Source organism: Melittangium boletus DSM 14713, from assembly GCF_002305855.1.
GTDB lineage: Bacteria > Myxococcota > Myxococcia > Myxococcales > Myxococcaceae > Cystobacter > Cystobacter boletus.
On record NZ_CP022163.1, the window covers coordinates 2605457 to 2624955 of the forward strand.

General features: G+C 67.8%; 21 protein-coding genes. 9 read left to right on the plus strand and 12 right to left on the minus strand.

Annotated elements, in window-relative coordinates:
* Positions 1-8: 8 nt before the first annotated feature.
* A complete protein-coding gene (locus tag MEBOL_RS10800; RefSeq protein WP_095982701.1) occupies positions 9-1331 on the plus strand; it encodes a sigma 54-interacting transcriptional regulator in 1323 nt (440 codons plus the stop codon).
* A 3-nt stretch (positions 1332-1334) separates the two neighbouring features.
* Here the strand turns inward: MEBOL_RS10800 and MEBOL_RS10805 are convergent, their stop codons facing one another.
* The gene (locus MEBOL_RS10805; RefSeq protein WP_095977349.1) at positions 1335-2354 is read right to left on the minus strand and encodes a serine/threonine-protein kinase; all 1020 of its coding nucleotides are present in this window, start codon (positions 2352-2354) and stop codon (positions 1335-1337) included.
* A gap of 17 nt (positions 2355-2371) precedes the next feature.
* Between MEBOL_RS10805 and MEBOL_RS10810 the strand changes: the two genes are divergently transcribed.
* Complete coding sequence (locus tag MEBOL_RS10810; protein WP_095977350.1) at positions 2372-2923, plus strand: NAD-dependent epimerase/dehydratase family protein; 552 nt, start codon at positions 2372-2374, stop codon at positions 2921-2923.
* Positions 2920-3243 carry a Rossmann-fold NAD(P)-binding domain-containing protein gene (locus tag MEBOL_RS10815; RefSeq protein WP_157774874.1) on the plus strand — a complete coding sequence of 108 codons (324 nt, stop codon included), beginning with the start codon at positions 2920-2922 and terminating at the stop codon, positions 3241-3243. The genes MEBOL_RS10810 and MEBOL_RS10815 overlap by 4 nt, the downstream gene beginning before the upstream one ends.
* Before the next feature lie 100 nt (positions 3244-3343).
* On the opposite strand, the gene MEBOL_RS10820 is transcribed toward MEBOL_RS10815, so the two are convergent.
* The 4 genes from MEBOL_RS10820 to MEBOL_RS10835 form a co-directional block, all read right to left on the minus strand.
* Positions 3344-3799 carry an immunity 26/phosphotriesterase HocA family protein gene (locus tag MEBOL_RS10820; protein WP_095977352.1) on the minus strand — a complete coding sequence of 152 codons (456 nt, stop codon included), beginning with the start codon at positions 3797-3799 and terminating at the stop codon, positions 3344-3346.
* 2 nt (positions 3800-3801) lie between these two features.
* Positions 3802-4470, minus strand: coding sequence for a hypothetical protein (locus MEBOL_RS10825; protein ID WP_170115483.1), 669 nt, complete (start codon positions 4468-4470; stop codon positions 3802-3804).
* 441 nt (positions 4471-4911) lie between these two features.
* Positions 4912-5184: an ester cyclase gene (locus MEBOL_RS10830; RefSeq protein WP_095977354.1), complete on the minus strand. Its 273-nt coding sequence runs from the start codon at positions 5182-5184 to the stop codon at positions 4912-4914.
* Between the two features lie 41 nt (positions 5185-5225).
* Entirely contained in the window at positions 5226-5603 is a 378-nt protein-coding gene (locus MEBOL_RS10835) for a hypothetical protein (RefSeq protein WP_157774876.1), read from the minus strand.
* Positions 5604-6039: 436 nt separating this feature from the next.
* Between MEBOL_RS10835 and MEBOL_RS42280 the strand changes: the two genes are divergently transcribed.
* The 3 genes from MEBOL_RS42280 to MEBOL_RS10845 all read left to right on the plus strand — a co-directional run bounded on the left by MEBOL_RS42280 (position 6040) and on the right by MEBOL_RS10845 (position 8563).
* Positions 6040-6453, plus strand: a complete 414-nt coding sequence (locus MEBOL_RS42280) for an NAD(P)H-binding protein (RefSeq protein WP_218920892.1) — start codon at positions 6040-6042, stop codon at positions 6451-6453.
* On the plus strand, positions 6443-6757 hold the full coding sequence (locus tag MEBOL_RS42285; protein ID WP_218920893.1) for a Rossmann-fold NAD(P)-binding domain-containing protein: 315 nt from the start codon (positions 6443-6445) through the stop codon (positions 6755-6757). The genes MEBOL_RS42280 and MEBOL_RS42285 overlap by 11 nt, the downstream gene beginning before the upstream one ends.
* A gap of 351 nt (positions 6758-7108) precedes the next feature.
* Positions 7109-8563: a class III lanthionine synthetase LanKC N-terminal domain-containing protein gene (locus MEBOL_RS10845; protein WP_095977356.1), complete on the plus strand. Its 1455-nt coding sequence runs from the start codon at positions 7109-7111 to the stop codon at positions 8561-8563.
* On the opposite strand, the gene tnpC is transcribed toward MEBOL_RS10845, so the two are convergent.
* Positions 8553-10013: an IS66 family transposase gene (gene tnpC, locus MEBOL_RS10850; protein ID WP_095977357.1), complete on the minus strand. Its 1461-nt coding sequence runs from the start codon at positions 10011-10013 to the stop codon at positions 8553-8555. The two genes, MEBOL_RS10845 and tnpC, sit on opposite strands and share 11 nt — an antisense overlap.
* A 179-nt stretch (positions 10014-10192) precedes the next feature.
* Here tnpC and MEBOL_RS10855 point away from each other — a divergent pair, with 179 nt between their 5' ends.
* A complete protein-coding gene (locus MEBOL_RS10855) occupies positions 10193-11554 on the plus strand; it encodes a lanthionine synthetase LanC family protein (RefSeq protein ID WP_095977358.1) in 1362 nt (453 codons plus the stop codon).
* A 132-nt stretch (positions 11555-11686) separates the two neighbouring features.
* Positions 11687-11851 carry a hypothetical protein gene (locus MEBOL_RS41040; protein WP_157774878.1) on the plus strand — a complete coding sequence of 55 codons (165 nt, stop codon included), beginning with the start codon at positions 11687-11689 and terminating at the stop codon, positions 11849-11851.
* A 735-nt stretch (positions 11852-12586) separates the two neighbouring features.
* Here the strand turns inward: MEBOL_RS41040 and MEBOL_RS10860 are convergent.
* The 4 genes from MEBOL_RS10860 to MEBOL_RS10875 all read right to left on the minus strand — a co-directional run bounded on the left by MEBOL_RS10860 (position 12587) and on the right by MEBOL_RS10875 (position 15585).
* Positions 12587-12964, minus strand: a complete 378-nt coding sequence (locus MEBOL_RS10860) for an Imm26 family immunity protein (RefSeq protein WP_157774879.1) — start codon at positions 12962-12964, stop codon at positions 12587-12589.
* Positions 12943-13860: a LysR family transcriptional regulator gene (locus MEBOL_RS10865; RefSeq protein ID WP_095977359.1), complete on the minus strand. Its 918-nt coding sequence runs from the start codon at positions 13858-13860 to the stop codon at positions 12943-12945. Before MEBOL_RS10865 ends, MEBOL_RS10860 begins: the two co-directional genes overlap by 22 nt.
* Before the next feature lie 21 nt (positions 13861-13881).
* The gene (locus tag MEBOL_RS10870) at positions 13882-14931 is read right to left on the minus strand and encodes an NAD(P)-dependent alcohol dehydrogenase (RefSeq protein WP_095977360.1); all 1050 of its coding nucleotides are present in this window, start codon (positions 14929-14931) and stop codon (positions 13882-13884) included.
* A gap of 132 nt (positions 14932-15063) precedes the next feature.
* Positions 15064-15585, minus strand: a complete 522-nt coding sequence (locus MEBOL_RS10875) for a DUF3060 domain-containing protein (protein WP_095977361.1) — start codon at positions 15583-15585, stop codon at positions 15064-15066.
* A 428-nt stretch (positions 15586-16013) separates the two neighbouring features.
* Here MEBOL_RS10875 and MEBOL_RS10880 point away from each other — a divergent pair, with 428 nt between their 5' ends.
* On the plus strand, positions 16014-16934 hold the full coding sequence (locus tag MEBOL_RS10880) for a hypothetical protein (RefSeq protein ID WP_095977362.1): 921 nt from the start codon (positions 16014-16016) through the stop codon (positions 16932-16934).
* A gap of 60 nt (positions 16935-16994) precedes the next feature.
* On the opposite strand, the gene MEBOL_RS10885 is transcribed toward MEBOL_RS10880, so the two are convergent.
* On the minus strand, positions 16995-17924 hold the full coding sequence (locus MEBOL_RS10885; protein WP_095977363.1) for a hypothetical protein: 930 nt from the start codon (positions 17922-17924) through the stop codon (positions 16995-16997).
* 68 nt (positions 17925-17992) lie between these two features.
* Positions 17993-19363 (minus strand): hypothetical protein, encoded by a 1371-nt coding sequence (locus tag MEBOL_RS10890; protein ID WP_095977364.1) that lies wholly within the window; start codon positions 19361-19363, stop codon positions 17993-17995.
* Positions 19364-19499: the final 136 nt, after the last annotated feature.

Consider the following 19499-nt stretch of genomic DNA (forward strand, 5'->3'; position numbering starts at 1 on the left):
CATACCTCATGGGTGCTTCCTCCACCGAACCCCTCTCTCCTGATGCCCTGGCGGAGGGGCGGCCAGCGGCACGTGGCTCGCGCTTCCGGGTGGTGGTGGAGACGGGGCCCGACGCGCGCCGAGACCTTCCGCTCGAGGGGACCCTGCTGGTGGGCACCCAGGTGGAGGGAGGCTTGAGGCTGAGCGACCCGACGGTGTCGCGGGTCCACCTGGAGCTGCAAGCCCGGCCGGAGGGCGTGCGAGTTCGGGATGTCGGCTCGCGCAATGGCACCTGGTCCCTGGGGGTGCGCATCCACGAGGTCACCGTGGCGAGCGAGGCCCGCTTCACGCTCGGCAAGACGACGCTGCTCATTCAACCCGAGCCGTCCGACGAGGGAGCCGAGACCGCGCCGCGCACCGCCTTCGGACGCGCGCTGGGACAGAGCGCCGTGATGCAGCGCCTCTTCGGCGTGCTGGAGCGCACCGCGCGCTCCGCCTTCTCCGTGCTGTTGCTGGGCGAGACGGGGACGGGCAAGGAGCTGCTGGCCGAGGCGGTCCACCTGGCCTCGCCCCGGAGCGCCCGGCCCTTCGTCATCGTGGACTGTGGGGCGGTGGTTCCCTCGCTCATCGAGAGCGAGCTGTTCGGGCACGCCAAGGGCGCCTTCACGGGCGCGCACACCGAGCGCCAGGGGCACCTGGTGCAGGCCCATGGCGGCACCGTCTTCCTCGACGAGGTGGGCGAGCTGCCCCTGGAACTCCAGCCGAAGCTGCTCCGGGTGCTGGAGTCGGGCACGGTGCGCCGGGTGGGGGACAACGCCGCGCGGGAGGTGGACGTGCGCGTGGTGGCGGCCACGCATCGGGACCTGAAGGCGGAGGTGGCCGCGGGACGCTTCCGGGCGGACCTCTACTACCGGCTGGCGGTGGTGCCGGTACGAGTCCCCGCGCTGCGCGAGCGCGCGGAGGACATTCCCCTGCTGGCGCGCCATCTCTTCCAGCAGGCGGGCCAGCCGGACTTCCCGCTCACGGAGGAACTGGTGCGGCGGCTGGTCGGCTACGACTGGCCGGGCAACGTGCGCGAGCTGCGCAACTTCGTGCACCGCGTTCTCGCGGCGGGGGATGTGGAGCTGCCGGACGCCCAGCCCGTGAGCACGGCCACCGCGACCGAGGACCTGAGCGCCCTGACCTTCAAGGAGGCCAAGGAGCGCATGGTGGAGGCCTTCACCCGCGAGTACCTGACGGCGCTGCTCGCGCGGTGTGGCAACAACATCTCGGAGGTGGCGCGCACCGCGGGACTGGCACGCAGCCACGTCCACGGACTGCTCAACCGCTACGGGTTGAAGGCGGGCGATTGAGCCTCAGCGCTTCGTGTTCGCGGGCGGGCGGGACACGTCGGCGGTGCGGGTGACGGTGGCGTTCTCCCGGGGGTGCTCCTGACTCCAGGGCAGGCGCCCGGAGCCGGGGAGCCAGGGAGCCACCAGTCCGGCCAGCTCGGGCAGACCCACCAAGGGGGCGCCGTCGCGGAGGGCCTGATCGAGCGACGTGCGCACCTCCAGGAGCGACGGGCGCCGCGCGGGCTCCTTGGCGAGGGCCGCCGTCACCAGCCGCTGGAGCGCCTCGGGCACGGCGGGGCGCACCGCGCCGAGCCCTCGGGGCACATCCTTGAGCACCGCCTCCATCGTCCGCAGGGGGGTGTCCCGCCGCAGGGGCTGCACGCCCGAGAGCAGTTCGTGGAGCGTCAGCGCCAGTCCATGGACATCCGTCCGGCCATCCAGCGGCGCCTCGCGAAGCTGCTCGGGCGCGGCGTACTCGAGGCGGGCCTTGACCCGGCCGGGCTGCGTCTCCGTCAGCCGGCCGGAGCGGCGCGCGATGCCGAAGTCGAGCAGCTTCACCGCTCCGGTGTCGGCGATCATGATGTTGCCGGGATGGATGTCGCGGTGGACGAGTCCGAGGGGCTGGCCCTCCCGGCCCTGGAGGGCGTGCAGGTAGCCGAGACACTCGGCGACGGAGAGGGCGATGCGCGCCGCGTGGGCCCAGGGCATGGGCCCCAGTCCCGCGGTGCGGCGCGCCTCCAGGAGTTGCGCCAGGGTGAGGCCATGCACGTACTCGAACACGAGGAAGAGCAGGCCGTCCTGCTGACCGAAGGTGCGCAGCCGCGCGAGGAACGGATGGTTGAGCAGGGTGGACAGGTGGGCTTCATCGAGGAACTGCCGCACCCAGGCCTCATCGCCCGCGACCTCCGGGCGCATCCGCTTGAGCGCCACCAACCGGTCCGGCCCCACCGCGCCCTTCACCTCCGCGAGGAACACCTCGGACATGGCGCCCAGGGCCAGACGCTTGAGAAGGACGAAGTCATCGAGGCTCGGACCTTGCGGCATGGGCGAGGCACTGTAACGTGCTCTTCCACACCGCCGCCTACTTCCGGGACAGCTACAAGGGCGGCAGCCACGCGGCGGGGCTGATGCGCATCAACGTGGAGGGCACGCGCGCCCTGCTGGAGGCGGCGTACCAGCAAGGCGTGCGGAGGGTGGTGCACACCAGCTCCATCGCCGTGCTGGCACCCCGCCCGGGCCACCCGCTCACCGACGAGACGATGCGGCGTGACGCCGAGCACGAGTTGGACGCCTACTACCGCTCGAAAGTCCTCGCGGACCGCGAGGTGGACGCCGCCCTGGAGCGCCACCCGGACCTGCACGCCTCGCTGGTGCTTCCGGGCTTCATGAACGGTCCGGGCGACTCGGGCCCACGACGGCGGGACAGCTCGTCCTGGACTTCCTGCACGGCAGACTGCCCGGCGTCATCCACACGCGCTTCGCCTACGTGGACGCGCGGGACGTGGCCGCCGCGCGGGTGGCCGCCGCCGAAAAGGGCCAGCGCGGCGAGCGTTACCTGGCGGCGGGCAGGGACCTGCACGTGGGCCAAGCACTCCAGGTGCTCTCATCGGTGACGGGACTCCCGGCGCCCAGGCCGCGGGTACCGGACGCGCTGCTGGGAACGCTGGCGCTGCTGAACGAGGCCTGGGCACGGCTCTCCGGACGCCCGGTGCTGGTGAGCTGGCAGGGCTTCCGCACGCTGCGCCGCGAGCGGACGAACACGGCTTTCGACTCGTCCAAGGCCGAGCGGACGCTGGGCATCCGCTTCCGGCCGCTCGAGGAGACCTTCACGGATGCCGTGGAGTGGTTCGCCACGCACGGGTACGTGGACCGGGCGCGCCTGCCTCGGGCCGGGGGGCCCATGGTCGCCTCGACCGTCCAGCGGGTGTCCTGAGCCACCGAAGCGCGGATGCCTCCGGCGGCAGCTTCGATTCCCGCCGCTTCCACGCAGAACAACCCGCCGCATTGAGCCGCGTCTGCGCCTATGAGCGTGCCTATTTCAGGCGCACCTTCAAACGCTCCACCGAAGCATTAGGCCGTCCCACGAAGGAGTCGAGCAGGCGTTGCTCGACTCCCGCCTCCTCCCAGACAGCCGAGCGCTCAAGCCCGATACACGCCTGGGGCTCCGCGCTTCTCTCATTGCCAACGGTGTCGAAGATTGTGCAGTCGCGGAAGTTACCAATGTCCTGCATGAACTGAACAATCGGTTGAGAAAACTGCTCCTCCAGTTCTCTCCACCCAATGAGTTCCCACGCCCTCTCCTCCATATGTCGGACCATGATCTTGAAAAGGATGGGCTTCGAGGCGATCCGATCCAGATCTGAATCTGGAGTATCGGTCCTGTAATCATAATAAGCATCATGCGGCAGTTTGAGCACTCTGCCGTAACCGAAAGAACCGTCGTCAAGGGGGATTCTCAAGAACGAGCCCGGTTTGTAGATTCGCGGCATCCTTAGTATCCCGTGTAAGGTTGAAGTTGGCCCCACAACTCTGTCGCGGCGGCGTGGAACCTTCTGCCTTGTGGATTCTCCTTCGCCACGCCACGTACGACATTCTCGGTGCGATAAGGCTCTCCGGTGTCAGAGCGGGCTCCACCAAGGAAATCAATCAACTGCTGTTCTCTCCCGCGAATCCGCCAATAAGCGACGTCGTCATATCTCTGGCTATAGTCAACGGCGGTGCCAACATCGAATCGATCAGTCTGCGCCAAGTCGAACATGGCGCCCTTTGGTTCAGCATTCTCGTCCAAGTGGTGATTCCTATTTCGAAGGAGAACCGCCAATGCAGCTTGAACTCGGAGAGGCTCAGCAAGATCGACGACCATGCTGGTCCGTCCGGCGTAGTAGCGCTGGGTCATCTGATTGAGCTTCGTGTAGGTGACATAGATGCGCCCCAGTCTCTTGCCGGTGCTCTCGTCGGGTTTCGATCTGGGTGCTGCGCCAGGCGGAGGCGCAACGTCCCGGTATTGACCTTGAACCCACCCCTTCACGTCTCCGAAGTGTGTGCCGTAATACTCGTCCGCAATCTCGATGGGGGTCTTCTCCCCATCCAAGGCCGCACGGGCCGTCAAGCAGACCAGCAACCCGCTGCCCACGGCCGCGACGAACGCGCCCCCCACCACCACCGTCTCCCCCGCGGCACCGCCAGCCCCTACCTCCGCGCCCGCGCCTCCTTCAGGCACCAACCGGAGCACGCCTCGGGGAATGCCGTTCCCCAACCCCTCACCCGACAGCCCCTCCAGGACAGGGGCCGGACTTGGGAAAGGGGAAGCCACGGGCGAAGCCCCCGCCGCCGCGACAAGCACCACGTGAACACCCGCGCGAGCTGAGGAGACCTCCTCCTTCCTGTCTCCGGCCGCCTCGTCACGGGACGGGACATAGGCGCAGCGCCTCTGAGCATCCGGGGCATGACGGACGCTTGGAGCAGCGCCGCCACACCCCATCAGGGCCACGCAGAGCAGCACCAGTGAACAACGCATCACGTAGCACCTCGGGGTGTGGGCTCCTGCCTTGAAGCGTTCGAATCCACGGAATCCCATGAGGGGTCCGGCCTGCCCTCGCCGCTACAGCTGCGCCTCGAAGTGCAGGCGGCTCGCGACGCAGGGCGGCTCGCATACCAGCAGGCGAAGATCGAAACGGAGATCCGGGATTTCACGGAAGTCGCGCTCCAGCATGTCTCGATACCCGGCCAGGCCGAGCGGCCGGTCGTTGTGGCGCACGTCGTCGTCGACGAACTCGCCCAGACCTGCCAGATCCCGCCGGTTGAGGCAGCCGATGTAACGCCGGTAGAGGGCGGGAAGATCGGGGGCGGTCAAGGCGGTCGCCTCGTCGGGCATGGCGGCACCCTAGCACCAGGCCGCAGCCGGAAAGGACGGCGTCAGCGACCATGACAGGAAAGATCGCCTCGCGCGTCGGGTGTGGCCTGCGGAGCGATGAAGGATGGCTTAGGGACGAACACGGGCGCGAACAACTCGACGGAGTACGGCACCGCCACCGCGCCAGGGGCCTGGACACGCACGAGGAACGGGCCTCCGTACTTGGCGCGAAGCAGGTACACCTCGCTCGGTTGCCGCTGGTCGATGTCACCGGGGGCGCTCAGCGGGAGCGGGTCGCCCTCGGAGTCGAAGAGTTCCACCTCCAGAGGCCCCCGCGAAGCGTCCCAGCGGACCCGCGCACCAGACGGGTTGCAGCAGTCCGCATGGGCGTGAATCCAGTCCGCGTCACCGGGGCACGCCACCTGCCCATTGAACCTCAAGGGTCCATGGTTGAAGACATGATGGGCAGGAGCTTTGACCAGCCCTTGTTCCAGCGTGTCGTCATCCTCCCGGACATCATCGGTACAAGCGGCGGACCCATTCCCACTCCGGGGGCGGACACCGCCCCAGTTGAACCACAGGCCCCCGCCCCTCCCAACGAGAGCAGCACCAATCCGAGACGTAGCAACAGCATGGGCTCCTCCTTCGTGGCGCAGGGGGTGATGTTGAGCATGAGGAGCCCAAGGGTTGAATGTCTGGGGGGCCTACTGGCCGCATACCCGGCCCGAGCACCTCAAGCGCAGCCCGCGGCCCTTGGGTCACGCCTCCACGCGCCAGGCGCTGAGGGAGTTGCGCGAGCAGTGGCAACAGGGGAGATACCCCTGTGTCCCAGAGGGCGGCCCGCATCGGGCACCCCCATGCACGGAGACACCCACCATGAAGACGGCATTCGTCACGGGCTCCACCGGACTGCTCGGCAGCAACCTGGTTCGCCTGCTCGCGTCACGCGGAGTGAGGGTGAAGGCGCTGGTACGCTCGCCCGAGAAAGCCCGGAAGCTGCTGGCCGGCGTGCCCGTGGAGCTCATCGAAGGCGACCTCGGGAACGTGGAGTCCTTCGCGCCCGCGATGCGGGACACGGACGTGCTCTTCCACACCGCCGCCTACTTCCGGGACAGCTACAAGGGCGGCAGCCACGCGGCGGGGCTGATGCGCATCAACGTGGAGGGCACGCGCGCCCTGCTGGGAGGCGGCGTACCAGTAAGGCGTGCGGAGGGTGGTGCACACCAGCTCCATCGCCGTGCTGGCGCCCCGCCCGAGCCACCCGCTCACCGACGAGACGATGCGGCGTGACGCGGAGCAGGAGCTGGACGCCTACTACCGCTCGAAAATCCTCGCGGACCGCGAGGTGGACGCCGCCCTGGAGCGCCACCCGGACCTGCACGCCTCGCTGGTGCTTCCGGGCTTCATGAACGGTCCGGGCGACTCGGGCCCCACGACGGCGGGACAGCTCGTCCACGTGGACCGGGCGCGCCTGCCTCGGGCCGGGGGCCCATGGTCGCCTCGACCGTCCAGCGGGTGTCCTGACCCACCGAAGCGCGGATGCCTCCGGCGGCGGCTTCGATTCCCGCCGCTTCCACACCCAGAATCCCAGTAATCCCGAGGGGGTACTGGGCTTATTCTTTGCCCTCGTTTCCTCATGTGCCCTCGGTGTGCCCCTTCGGCGCTTCTGGCCGGAGCGGCTTGGAGCTGGGGCACGGGGAGGTCGAGCTGCTGCACGGCGCTCGCCCGCGTCTCGGGTGTCAGGTGCGCATAGCGCTCCGTCATCTCGATAGTGGCGTGCCTGACTGCCGGGCCCTGCGCTCCAGGTCATGCACGGCGCGCTGGCGGTAACGCTCCTCGTAGGAGTCGGCGCCCGGGTCCTCCTTTCGCTGATGCGTTTGGAGGCCGCCCCACCTGATACCTTGGGTTGACGCTTCATCTTCCTACCTTTCGTTCAGGACCGACCATGCTCATCGAGCTCGCCACCGACACCCTGGCTCCACAGTGGAATGAACGCGGCCTGAGCATCGGACTGCTTCAGCCCTTCACGAGCGGGCGGCTCGCCCTGGATACCTCCTGGTTCGAACGGATCAACGAGGGTCCTTCGAAGGGCCCGCTCTCCGTCGGTGCCGGCGCCGAGTTCCTGGAACCCGACCTGCTGCGCCAGTGTTCCCAGATCGCGCTCGACCGGATCGTGGAGGCCCTGCTCCGGCAGCGCGGTGCACACGGCTGGCGTGTCCACCCGGAGGGGCCGTGGCGTCACGTGACCCCTCCAAGCGCTGTCTCCCGCGAACAGGGCTGGAAGCTGCATGTATCGGCGACGCCGCTGTCGGCTCCCGCCGTGCTGGAGCGCTGCGCGACCGTTCTGATCACCTCGGACTGCGCGTTCAAGTTCGCCGCCACCCTGGAGCACGTCGAGGCGTTGACCTCGACCCGGTGCGACCGGGCCCAGGGCGGAAAGTTCATCACCGTCTACCCACGCGACGACGACTCACTCCGCGTGCTCGCGGAGCGGTTGCATGCCGCGACCCTGGGCCTGAGCGGACCAGGCATCCTGTCCGACCGGCGGTACCAGCCCAACAGCTTGGTGCACTACCGGTTTGGCGCCTTCAGCGGGGTGCGGACGCTGACCGCCGACGGCGTCTATGAGAGTCGGCTGCGCGCGCCCGATGGCACGCTCGTCCGGGACGCACGCCAGGCATGGTTCGCACCTCCAGCGTGGGCCACGCCGCCCTTCGACGAGCCAGGAACACCGTTGGCCGGAGCGCCCCAGGCCGTCCTCCTCCAGGATCGATTCATCGTCCGTGGTGCCATCCGGCATTCCAATCGGGGGGGCGTGTACCGGGCAACGGACCAGGCCAGTGGTGCCGAGGTCATCGTCAAGCAGGCCCGCCCGCACACCGGGGCAGAACTGACCGGTGAGGACGCTCGTGATGCACTGAGGCATGAAGCCGAGATGCTCGACGTCCTGACGGGGCTTGGTCCCGAGCCGCTCGCCCTCTTCGAGCAGGGGGGAGATCTGTTCCTCGCCGAGACGCTCGTTGCCGGCCAGGTCTTGAGAGACTGGGTCGCCGATAGGCTCTTCATGCATCCCGGGGAGGTCGCGGCGCTCGACCTCGAGACGGCGCTGGAGATGGCCCAACGCCTGACCGAACTGCTCTCCGCCATCCATGAGCACGGGCTGGTGTGCCGCGACTTCAATCCCAACAATGTCATCGTTACCCAGGACCGGCAGCTTCGGCTCGTCGACCCCGAACTGGTCGCGCGTCCGGGCACGCGGGTGTACCGCTATTACACGCCGGGATATGCTGCCCCGGAGCAGCTCCGCGCACCGAAGGTGGGGCCGTGTCCCGGGCAGCAGGTGGACCTGTTCTCGCTCGGAGCAACGCTGTTCGTAACCGTTCACCAGCTCAGGCGGTGAGCGCGAGCTGAGGTTCGGGCGCGGAGGGGAGGAGCGAAGGCCCGCGCAGGCCGCGGCGGTGCGCGGCGAGGGTCTCGGTCAGGAAGGCGAGCACGTCACGGCCCTGCAGCTTGAGGGTGGTGGTGGCGGTGAATATGCGCTCCACGAAGCGGCTGCCCTCCTCGCTCTGCGTGCCGAAGGACGTCTTCCTGTACATGACGGCGTGCCGGATGCAGCGCTCGCCGAAATTGTTGGTGGGCTCGAGGCCCGGCACATCGACAAACGTCCAGAGGCACTTCTCCCACTGGAGGATTTCCCGGGCCATGCCGGCCGTCTTCTTCTCTGCCCGCAGTGCCGCCTCGCGCAGCAGTTGGCCGACTCTGCGTTCCACGCCGCGCATGCGCTCTTCGAAACGCTCGCGTGACAGGGTGCCGTCACGCACGCGGTGGTACCACTTGAAGAAGCGGTTGCGCTCGCGCATGAGCTCTCTGCCTATCCGCCCACCCCGGCCGCCCCTGTCGATGAAACCCTGGAAGTCGCGTGTGAGGTGTGCCCAGCACAGCTGCCGCAGCCCTGCATCCACCCACGCGTAGGCGCTCCACCTGTCGGTGGTGAGGAAGCCCGCGAAGTCCGCGCCGAGCAACTGGCGGGCGACCTTGCCGCCGCGGCTTCTGGCGATGTGGAACACCACTACCAGCGCAGTGGCCACCACCCACAGCCAGGCGCGGCCGGCCCGGCCGCCCTCTCGTCCCTGTGCAAACCCCGTCTCGTCGGCGTTGACCGCCTCCGAGGTCTGCACGTAGGCGAGGGCTTCGGCCGTCGGTGGCGCGAGTGCCTCCGACATCTCGCCCTCCAGGTTGCTGACGCTGCCCACCGACAACTCGACGCCCAACATGTCTGACAAAGCGTCCTTCACCAGTCGCTTGGACAAGCGGTACTTGCCCACCAGCAACGAGGCGAGCGCTGTGAGCCGGTCACCAAAGACGCTGCGCGCGTGCACGGGCACTTCCCCGCGCGTCACCACCCCACAACCAGGGCATTGCAGTGCATGGCAGCGGTACTCGGTGACAATGGCCGACAGGGGCGGCACTTCCACCACCTGGTGACGCCGGGGCGCGGTGTCCTGCCCATTCAGTCGCCCCTTGCAACCCCGGCACTCCCTGGGCACCAACTCCACGACGTGCTGCACGTCCTCGGGCGGCAGCAGCGCGCGCTCATGCTTCTTGTGCCCAGGCTGGCCTCCGGGACGGCGGCCCGTGGGCCTCTTGCTCTGGCGCGGAGTGCCTGGGGCATCCGAGGAGGGCGGCTTGGAGGAGTTGCTCGAGTTGAGCCCCAGCCGTTCCTTGAGCCATCGATTCTCCTCGCGCAGCCTTTCATTCTCCTCCTCCAACTGCGCGATACGCTCCAGCGCTGCCTCCAGCCGTTTCTCCAGCTGCGCTATCCGTGCGTCTCGGGCATCCACCTCCACCATGCCCTGGCTACACCACGCCAGACGTCCTCTTGTCCAGCACCACTTTTCCGGTCACGTCTAGCCCGGCTCCTCTTCAACCAAGCCAATGCGGTGAACGGTTACCGCTGTTCTACCTGGCCACGGGCGCGCCTCCGTTGCTTCTCCCGGATGAGCCACAGGGCCGCCCCCCCCAGGAGCGGATGTCCCTTCTGCTGTCCCATGCCGCCCCGGCCAACCCGGTCGCGCGACGGCTGGGCCCCGCCATCCTGGGGCTCACCGCACACCCGCCCGAACACCGCTGGGGAGTGGCACGAGTCCGTGCGTTCCTCGCGTCCACTCCCCCACGGAGCGCTCCCGCGGAGCAAAGCCCGCCTGCCTCCCCTCCTCTGGTGGAGCGGCTGCTCCATGATGGGCTCGACCACCTTGTCTCGACCATGGCCGGCGACGATGCCGATCGCCTCTGGGCCAGCAACCCGTTTGGCAGTACGACCGACGCCTGCAACGTCCAGCATGGGGCCGCTGGCGTGCTCGCGGTGCTGTCGCGTGCGGGTGAAATGCTCGACCGCCCGGACCTGCGGCCCATCGTCGAGCGCGCGGCCCGCTGGATTGACAAGCGCATGGCCACCCGCGCCCATCACCTGCCAGGGCTGTACTTCGGTGGCGCTGGCGTCGCATGGGCGTTGTCTGACGCGGCGGATCTCCTGGGAAATGGCGAACTGCGACAGCGGGCCCTGGAGTATGCCCTGGCCCTGCCCATGCGCTGGCCCAATCCAGACGTTTGTCATGGCAGCGCCGGGGCGGGCATGGCCCAGCTCCATCTCTGGCGGAAGACGGGCGACCCCCGCTTCCTCGCGAGGGTGCAAACCTGCGCGGATGGCCTCCTCGTCGCGGCCGTGCGGACGGGTGGGCGAATCACCTGGCCGATCGCGAGCGACTTCGACTCCAAGCTCGCCGGAGTGGTCCACCAGGGTTTCGCGCACGGACTCGCCGGAGTGGCGACATTCCTGCTCGCGGCGGGTGTCCTCACGGGCCGGGAGGACTGCATCGAGGCCGCGACCCTCGCCGGCGATACGCTCGTCGCCTCGGCGGACCGGAAGCAGGAGGGCGCGCGCTGGCAGTCGGCGGTGGGCGGAGCACCGACCCGCTCGGAACTCTACTATTACTGGTGCAGTGGCTCTTCGGGCATTGGGACATTCCTGATCCGGCTCTGGGCGGCCACGGGCCGTCCGGAGTACCGGGAGCTCGCCGAGGCCGCGGCCGTGGCCGTGCGCCGGGCCCGGTGGCTCGCGACCACGGCGGCCTGTCACGGGCTGGCGGGAAACGGAGAGTTCCTGCTCGACCTCGCCGACTCGGTGGGTGGCCCGTACCGGGGCTGGGCCGAGGAACACGCCGACTGTCTGTTCGCCCGGCACGCGGTTCACGACGGGCGGCGCCTCGTCCCGGACGAGTCGGGGCAGTCAGTCGTCGCCGACTTCAATACCGGACTCGCGGGCGTGCTGGGGTTCCTGCTCCGGCTACGTCACGGCGGCCCCCGTTGGTGGATGCCCCCACCGCGCGCGTGAGGAGCGCGAGGAAAACCGAGGCGCACGGGTGGCGAAAAAGCCTCCACTCGGAGAAAATGGTCATCGGGGAGTCCGCGCCGACCATGGTGGCCCGTACGTCCTCGCCCCACATGCAGCGCCAGGAGAAAGCCCATGATGAAGAACCAGCCGCTGGTGACGGACATCGCAGCCCTGCAGATGCTGGAGGCCGAGGAGTCCTCGTTGATGCCCGGCAACACCTGTTCTCCCAGCTTCACGTGCAAGGAGACCACGTGTAGCGAGACCGTGGTGGATTCGGACGGCCCCGTGGTCTCCTGATGCGCGCGGCCTCCCCTTCCGGGTGAGGCAGACGCGGACCCGGCTCCCTCGAACGTGAGCGGAGCCGGGGATGAAGGACGGGAGTGAGAAGCCGGCGCCAGTTCCGGCCTGGCAGTCGAGCGGCTCCAGGTGAGTGGGCTCGTGGGACTGGTGCCAGCCCTGCTCGTGGGAGTGAGCGGGTGAGTCCCCTGGAGCCGAGCAAGGCGGCGAACCACACCGTCGCCCGGACATCGCCGCCGTGGTGGGCGCGCCGCTCGTCGCCTTAATAGGTCCATTTATGAAACGAGCTCTAAATGAGGAACGTGGCGAGGTTGTCCCTCACCGCCTCGTAGAGCACCGTCCTCGCCGGCTGCCTCCGCCGGTACGCCCACCCGCGCTCCTCTACCTGCCCATCCCCAGCCACACCTCGCCAGGGCACACGCTACCGTCCTCCTCCCACGAGCTTCTCGTGAGCCCTGGGAGACCGGGGACCTCTGGCCGCTCGCGTCCGTGAGCGGCTTGACCTGGTTGGACTGCATGTGCCCTCAGTGTGCCCCTCCAGCGCGGAAAGGGACGGGACACGAGGGCACAGGGTGGGACGGGACGGGATGACGAACCCGAAGAGAATCAAGGCGATAGCTGGTAACAGCGCGTCCTGCTTAGGGTTTTCCATCGCCTGATTCACGGGTTCGATTCCCGCCGCTTCCATGCAGAACAACCCGCCGCTTTGAGCCGCGTTCGCTCCTATGCGCGTGCCTATTTCAGGCGCACCTTCAAGCGCTCCACCGAGGCGTTGGACCGCCCCATGTCTTGGGGTTCCGCGCTTCTCTCATTGCCGACGGTGTCGAAGATCGTGCAGTCGCGAAAGTTCGCACGATCCTGCATGAACTGGACGATCGGTTGGGAGAAGTGCTCCTCGAGCGCCCTCCACCCGATGAGCTCCCACGCCCTCTTCTCCGTATGGCGGACAGCCATCTTGAAGAGGATGGGCTTGGACGCGATTTGTTCCAGGTCGGAGTCCGGAGTGTTCGTCCTGTAATCGTAATAGGCATCATGCGGCAACTTGAGCACTCTGCCGTAGGCGATGGTGAGGCGACCGCATTGTCGCGCGCCTAACGGGCCTGGTCCTTCCACTCCGCCGCCAGCTCGCGCGCCACGCCCACGAACGCCTTGAGCGCCCGCGAAACCTGGGCCCGGCTGGGATAGTAGAGGTAGAGGCCCGGCACCAGGGCCGCATAGGGCTCGAGCACCACGCGCAGGCTCCCCCGCTTCAGCTCGGCCGCCACCTGCGGCTCGAACGTGTAGAGCAGCCCCACGCCCTCCTCGGCCAGCACGCGCATCAACACCTCGTCGTTGGTCTCCACCGGCCCCTGCACCGGGATGCGCCAGTTCCTCTTCCCGCGCTCGAGCTCCCACACATAGCGCGACCCCGTGCTCGTCGAGCGGATGCAGAGGCAGTCGTGCGTGAGGAGATCCTCGGGCTTCTCCGGCGTGCCCTTGCGCGCGAGGTAGGCCGGCGCGGCGACCACGACGAACCGGCTCGGCCCCAACAGCCGCACCTGCACCATGTCCCGCTCGATGGAATCGGAGAAGCGGATGCCCGCATCCAGGCCCTCGGTCACGATGTCCACGAAGTGGTTCTCCACGCGCACATCCACCTCGACATGGGGATGGCGCGCGAGGAAGCGGGGCAGCAGCGGTGCCACGACGTGCCGCACCGAGAAGCTCGGCACCGTCAGCCGGATGCGGCCCGTCACGTCCTCCGTGCGGACCGCCACCTTCTTCAGCGACTCGAGCGCCTGGTCCACCGCCGGGCCCGCGCTCTCCAACAGGCGCTGGCCCTCCTCGGTGAGCGACACGCTGCGCGAGGTCCGCATGAGCAGGGACACGCCCAGCCGCTTCTCAAGCTGGCGCACCGACTGGCTCAGCGCCGAGGGTGACACCCCCAGCTCGGCCGCGGCCGCCGCGAAGCTGCGACGGCGCGCGACCGCGAGGTAGGCGTTCAGGGCATTGAGCGGGGTGAAGGCCATGGACGCCTTCTACACGGCGCATCACTGCTTGGACAGGCTGGCCATGTCGATGACGAACCGGTAACGCACGTCGCTGCGCACCACCCGCTCGTACGCCTCGTTGATCTTCTGGATGGGGATGAGCTCGATGTCCGAGACAATCTTGTGCTCGGCGCAGAAGTCGAGCATCTCCTGCGTCTCGGCGATCCCGCCAATCATGGAGCCGACGAGCCGCTTGTTGCCTTGGATAAGCGAGAAGGCGTGCAGCGGCTGCGCGGGCGGCACGCCCACGAGCACCATCGTGCCCAACTCCCGCAGGAAGCCCAGGTACGCGTTGTAGTCGTGCGGCGCCGACACGGTGTCGATGATGAGATCGAAGCGCCCGGCCAGCTTCTTGAAGATGGACTCGTCCTTGGTGCTCGCGAAGTGCTGGGCGCCCAGGCGGCGTGCATCGGCTTCCTTCGAGGGCGAAGTACTCAGCAGCGTCACCTCGGCGCCCATCGCCACGGCGAGCTTCACCGCCATGTGGCCCAGGCCGCCCAGACCCACCACGGCGACCTTGTCGCCCTTCTTGCAGTTCCACTGGCGCAAGGGCGAGTACGTGGTGATGCCGGCGCACAGCAGCGGGGCCACGGCGGCGAGTTCCAGGGACTCGGGGACCTTCAGCGCGAAGTGCTCGGTGACCACGAGGCGCGACGCGTAGCCGCCGTACGTGGGCGTCTTCCGGTCCATCTCCGTGCTGTTGTAGGTGAGGGCCGCGCCCTGCTCACAGAACTGCTCGTGCTGCCGGCCGCAGGAGCCGCACGAACGGCAGGAGTCGACCATGCAGCCAACCCCGGCCAGGTCGCCCACCTTGAACTTCGTGACGCCCGCGCCCACCTGGGCCACCCGACCGACAATCTCGTGGCCGGGCACCATCGGGAAGATGCCGCCGCCCCACTCATCCCGCGCCTGGTGGATGTCGGAGTGGCAGACGCCGCAGTAGAGCACGTCGATGAGGATGTCGTTCGGGCCGGGCTCCCGCCGCTCGATGGTGAGCGGCGCCAGGGGCTGGTTCGGAGCGGCGGCGGCGTAGGCGGGGGTCTTCAACATGCTCTGGACTCCGGGGTGATTGGACCTGGATAGGTATGGACCACCCGCGGGTCCGGGAAAACAGCTGGGTTGAACATGGGCCATTCAGGAAATCTTCACGATCCGCGCCCGGCGCCTGACCGGGCTCGACGGCTATCGCGCCTGGAGCACCTTGTTGTTCACGCCCTCCGTGGAGATCTTGGGCTTCTTGGCCGTTCCAAGTCCGTGCTCCCAGGTGACGACGTTGCTCGTCCCCTCCACCGTCACGCGTCCAACGGACACCACTCTCACCTTGTTGGAAGTGCCCGACACGGAGACGTGCATGCACTCGCCCTCGATGGAGTAGTCATTCGAGGTGCCTTCGATCAACACCTCGGCGCCCTTCTCGCAGGTGACTGTTTGCTTTTGCCCCAGGCCCTCCAGTTTGATCTGGCGGTCACTGCCTCGTGAGCCGCCCGCCTCACCGCGAGAGGACGATGTCCGCGCGTCGGCATCGACCTGGGCGCTGGGTGCACGAACGGAGACGTCTCCGCCTGAACCGACATCCACCCGGGTGTCGCCCGCACCGATCTTGACGCTGCCATCCTTCCCGACCTTGATGCCCTCCCACGCACTTGCCGTCGCCCCAACGCCCAGGACCATGATGAACGCCGCCGTGCGAATGCTCTTCAACATGACATGACTTCCTTTCTTTCGGGTTCAACCACGGTGAGAAGCCCTCACCGTTTCAGCTCGTCGAAGGAAAGGACGGGGTCCGCGTGTCGGCATTCAATGTCTTTGTCTTGCTTTGATTATCTCCTGAACGTGACATCGCGCCTCCCCCTCTCGTTCGGACTCAACGCACGCGGAGTAAAGTGAGCATTTGTGACTTTCGCGGCAAGCCACTGGGTAGGACGGCGAGGGTCGAGCAAGCGCGACGCTTGAACGGGCGCCAGGAGGCCAGCCAGCCATGCCGCCGCGGCCTCTCAATGAGGGGCAGAAGAAGGCCACTGACGGGAGCCCCTGGGTTGCTCGGAGATGAAAATCGAGGTTCGCGGGTTTCGAGAGGGTCGCCTTTTCCTGTACTCTGAGTGTGAAGGCGTCCCTTTGACGAGGTCACTCGCATGAGCGTCGGTTCCACCAGCGGTTCCAGTTCCAGCCGAAGTTCGTCGTCCTCTTCGTCCTCTTCCTCCAGCCGGAGTTCAAGTTCCTCCTCGGAGGGAAGCAAGACCTCCAAGACCTCGGAGACCTCATCGCCCAAGACGTCCGCCGCCGAGCGCTTCTCCCGCAGCAGCTTCGAGGCCGCGCCCGCCAAGGGCGGCAAGACCCAGGACAAGCCGTCCAAGCCCTCGAAATCCCAGCCCACGTCCGCCCGGCCCAAGGCCGCCTTCAATCGGCGCGATCCCACGAGCGTGGCGCTTCAGGGCCAGCTCCAGGCTCCCCAGGTCACCGGCGGGCTGATCCACACCAAGACGCTCGGGCCCACCGGCTCCTTCCAGAAGACCGCGCCCGGTGCGCTCCCCAGCGCCTTCGAGAGGACCCCGGTCGTCGCGCCGGTTCCGGCGATCCGCCAGGGCAATCCCGGGCTCGACGCCATCAACGCGGTGGACCTCGTCTCCGGCAAGAAGCACTCGTGCGTGACCACCGTACGCACCAATCTCCAGCGCGCGGGAATGAAGGGGGTGCCGACCACGACCAGCGACGATAAAAACAACTCGCGCGGCATGATGACCCAGATGATCCAGAGCGGTCACTGGCAGTCGGTGGCGCTGCCCAACGCGACACCAACGACCATCAAGGGGGGCTACGGCGAAGTTCAGGCGCAAGTCCTCACCCGCGAGGCCTACCTCGACGCGGCGAGCAAGGGGCTCATCCCCGATGGCTCGGTGGTGTTCCAGACGAAGCACGGCTGGGATTACGGCGACGGTGCCTACGGCAATGACGTGGGCATCGTGCGCAACGGCGCCATCTTCAACTACGCACAGAACAACACCATGCTGGTGTACTCGGACATGGTGGAAGCCGTCGTCCTGCAGCCCCGCTGAGCGCGGCGCCCCACGGCGGTGGCCCGGAAGACGCCTGGTTCTCCCGGCCCCGCCCTGTCCCTACCAGATGACCTTGCCGGCGCCGAACCCGCCCGTCCCGTCGTTGCGAACGCACGAGCACCGCTGCTGCACGAAGTCATTCATGCGCGTGAGGGGGGCGCGAGGCGTCGGCACCGCGGGGCCGCCCATCGCCCCGTAGTGCGTCATCACGCCGCCCGTCGGGTCCACGGCGTTCCAGTCGACACCCATCATGATGCCGGAGAAGACCTCGGCGACGAACTCGTTCAGGCTATTGCCGTCATTCGCGCCGCAGTACTGACTGATGTGCGTGCGTCCGCAGGTGCTCAGGGCGGGAATCTCGATGGATCGCGCGACCGCTCCGAGGGGGACCAGGTTGTTCATCGCGACGTCGCCGTTCAGGAAGAACTCCCTCGCGTCATGGAGCTGGTGGAAGATGTGCCCGAACTCATGGAACGCCTGGGCGAGCTCGCACATCTGCGCCGCCGAGATGGCGGTGGCCCGTTTGTAATCCCAGGTCCTGCCTTTGTAATAGTCGTGGAGACGATCGGCCACGATGCGTGGGGGATTACCAAGACCGCCGGCCGCATGGGTGTGGTGCTGAGAGATGACGTGTTCGGTGATGCGCTTGCCCAACATCAAGACCACTGTCGGCGCCACACCGAGGCCGGTGGAATAGACCACGCCGCGTGACACGCCGGTCGAATAGAATCCGACGTGGAACGCCTGGACGTCCGCGTTCGTGAACATGATCCCCGCGCTCTGCAGCGCCTTGATGGAGAGGCCGAGGAGGGTCTTCTTGCGTGATGCCTTCTCCGCGGTCTCGTTGGGATCCTGGTAGATGGAGCAGGTGACGCCATGGAGCGTCGTCGTCTGGGGCGTGATCGCCCCCCAGTTCATCGCCGTCGCCCATGCGCCCGTGGCGTTTCCAACGAGGCTCAGTTGTTCATGGTGGGTGAAGGTGTAGGGCATGGATCGCGGGGCTCCTCCCGTTCCACGTTACAGGAGGGGTGACAAGGCTCGCAATCCGCTGTCCGGGTTCAGGGCTTGAGCAGGACCAGGAACCCATCCCAGAAGACCGGATCGATCCACCCCGTGCCGAAGTCCGTCCGGTTGGAGAATTGCCCCCCCACCACGACCCCCTGGCCCGGCAGGAAGGTCAACGAGGAGATACCCGACCAGCTCAGGGGCGGGTTCTCCGTCACGAACACCCGCCCCCAGGCATGCGTCCCGTCCAGGTTGAAGCGCGTGACGAAGGGATGGTTGCCATTGAGGTCCTCCGTGGGGCCACTGCCGAAATCGATGCGCGCCGGCCCCAGACCGCCCAGGTAGACGCGCCCCGCGGGGTCCATCGCGAACCCCTCGATGAAGGCGTCCGGGAAGTCGCGCAGGAAGCGCTCGCTGCCCCCGGGCTCCGCCACCGCGAGGAAGCCGTGGTTCCCCTCGCTCCACAACTCCCGCGTCTCCCCCGCCCAGCGCATGAGCCCATTGGCGCTGCCCGCCGCCACCACCGTTCCCAGGGCGCTCACCCCCACGTGGTAGACGCTCCCACTGAGGCTCCCGTCCCCCTCCGCGTTGGCGTTGAAACCCTTGCGCCAGAGCGTCTGCCCCTGGGGGCTCCAACGCATCAGCACCGGCCCATTGCGCACCTGGGATTCCGGGCTCTCCGGCGCCAGCTTCTGGATGAAGCGCCCCCCCAGCACCACGTGCCCCGTGGCATCCACGGCGAGGCTCATCACCTCCGTGTGGGACGACACGACTCCCGGCGCGCTCGGTGCATCCACGACACGCACCCAGTGCAGGCTCCCGTCCTCCCCGTAGCGCGCGACGAAGGAGTCACCCTCCTCCGGCGAGGTGAGCGTCCACCCGCCGAAGTCCACCGTGCCCCGGAAGAAGCCGGTGACCAGCAGCGCCCCATCCGGAGCGACCGCGAGCGCCCGCGGAATCACGCTGTCGTAGGTCGGGCCAAGCCGCCGCGACCACACGTGCCGCCCCTCCGGGGACAGCCGCACCAGCACCGCTCCGCCGAGCGGACCGCCACCGAAGTCCACCTGACCGCGCACCGTCGCGCCGAAGAACATGTGGCCCTCGGGCGCGGCGGCCACCTTGAGGAAAGCCGCCGAGTGCCAGTAGCCATCCGGAGCCACCGAGAAGGTCCGTTTCCAAACGAGCCCTCCCGCGGGAGTGAGCTTTTCCAGCATCATCAACACGCGCGGAACCGGCCCGTCGTAATCCTCGCCCGCGAGCGCGGCGTAGACATGGCCTTGGGCGTCATGTCCCAGTGCCGACACGCGGCGCACGCTCCGATTGCCATCCAGTTCCGGAGGCCGGTGCAGAAACCAACGCGTCTCACCTCCCCCCTGGGAGGAGGCGCCATCCTCCACGGGCTCCGCATTGGGAGTCTCCGGCATCGGGGATTCTGGAAGCGAAGGAGTCTCGGGTGGCCGTGGGGCCTGCACATCCGGTCCCGGCGGCTCGTCTGTTGGCGGGCGGTCCGGCTCCGTTCCCACCGGATTCCCACAGGCCAGCAGACACACCATCCATCCC

Coding starts and splice junctions, on each gene's coding strand:
- MEBOL_RS10805 (WP_095977349.1), bottom strand. CDS start 2,354: ATGCCGCAAGGTCCGAGCCTCGATGACTTCGTCCTTCTCAAGCGTCTG.
- MEBOL_RS10855 (WP_095977358.1), top strand. CDS start 10,193: ATGTCCCTTCTGCTGTCCCATGCCGCCCCGGCCAACCCGGTCGCGCGA.
- MEBOL_RS10820 (WP_095977352.1), bottom strand. CDS start 3,799: ATGCCGCGAATCTACAAACCGGGCTCGTTCTTGAGAATCCCCCTTGAC.
- tnpC (WP_095977357.1), bottom strand. CDS start 10,013: ATGGTGGAGGTGGATGCCCGAGACGCACGGATAGCGCAGCTGGAGAAA.
- MEBOL_RS42285 (WP_218920893.1), top strand. CDS start 6,443: ATGCGGCGTGACGCGGAGCAGGAGCTGGACGCCTACTACCGCTCGAAA.
- MEBOL_RS10865 (WP_095977359.1), bottom strand. CDS start 13,860: ATGGCCTTCACCCCGCTCAATGCCCTGAACGCCTACCTCGCGGTCGCG.
- MEBOL_RS10885 (WP_095977363.1), bottom strand. CDS start 17,924: ATGCCCTACACCTTCACCCACCATGAACAACTGAGCCTCGTTGGAAAC.
- MEBOL_RS10880 (WP_095977362.1), top strand. CDS start 16,014: ATGAGCGTCGGTTCCACCAGCGGTTCCAGTTCCAGCCGAAGTTCGTCG.
- MEBOL_RS10890 (WP_095977364.1), bottom strand. CDS start 19,363: ATGCCGGAGACTCCCAATGCGGAGCCCGTGGAGGATGGCGCCTCCTCC.
- MEBOL_RS10800 (WP_095982701.1), top strand. CDS start 9: ATGGGTGCTTCCTCCACCGAACCCCTCTCTCCTGATGCCCTGGCGGAG.
- MEBOL_RS42280 (WP_218920892.1), top strand. CDS start 6,040: ATGAAGACGGCATTCGTCACGGGCTCCACCGGACTGCTCGGCAGCAAC.
- MEBOL_RS10845 (WP_095977356.1), top strand. CDS start 7,109: ATGCTCATCGAGCTCGCCACCGACACCCTGGCTCCACAGTGGAATGAA.
- MEBOL_RS41040 (WP_157774878.1), top strand. CDS start 11,687: ATGATGAAGAACCAGCCGCTGGTGACGGACATCGCAGCCCTGCAGATG.
- MEBOL_RS10830 (WP_095977354.1), bottom strand. CDS start 5,184: ATGCCCGACGAGGCGACCGCCTTGACCGCCCCCGATCTTCCCGCCCTC.
- MEBOL_RS10875 (WP_095977361.1), bottom strand. CDS start 15,585: ATGTTGAAGAGCATTCGCACGGCGGCGTTCATCATGGTCCTGGGCGTT.
- MEBOL_RS10870 (WP_095977360.1), bottom strand. CDS start 14,931: ATGTTGAAGACCCCCGCCTACGCCGCCGCCGCTCCGAACCAGCCCCTG.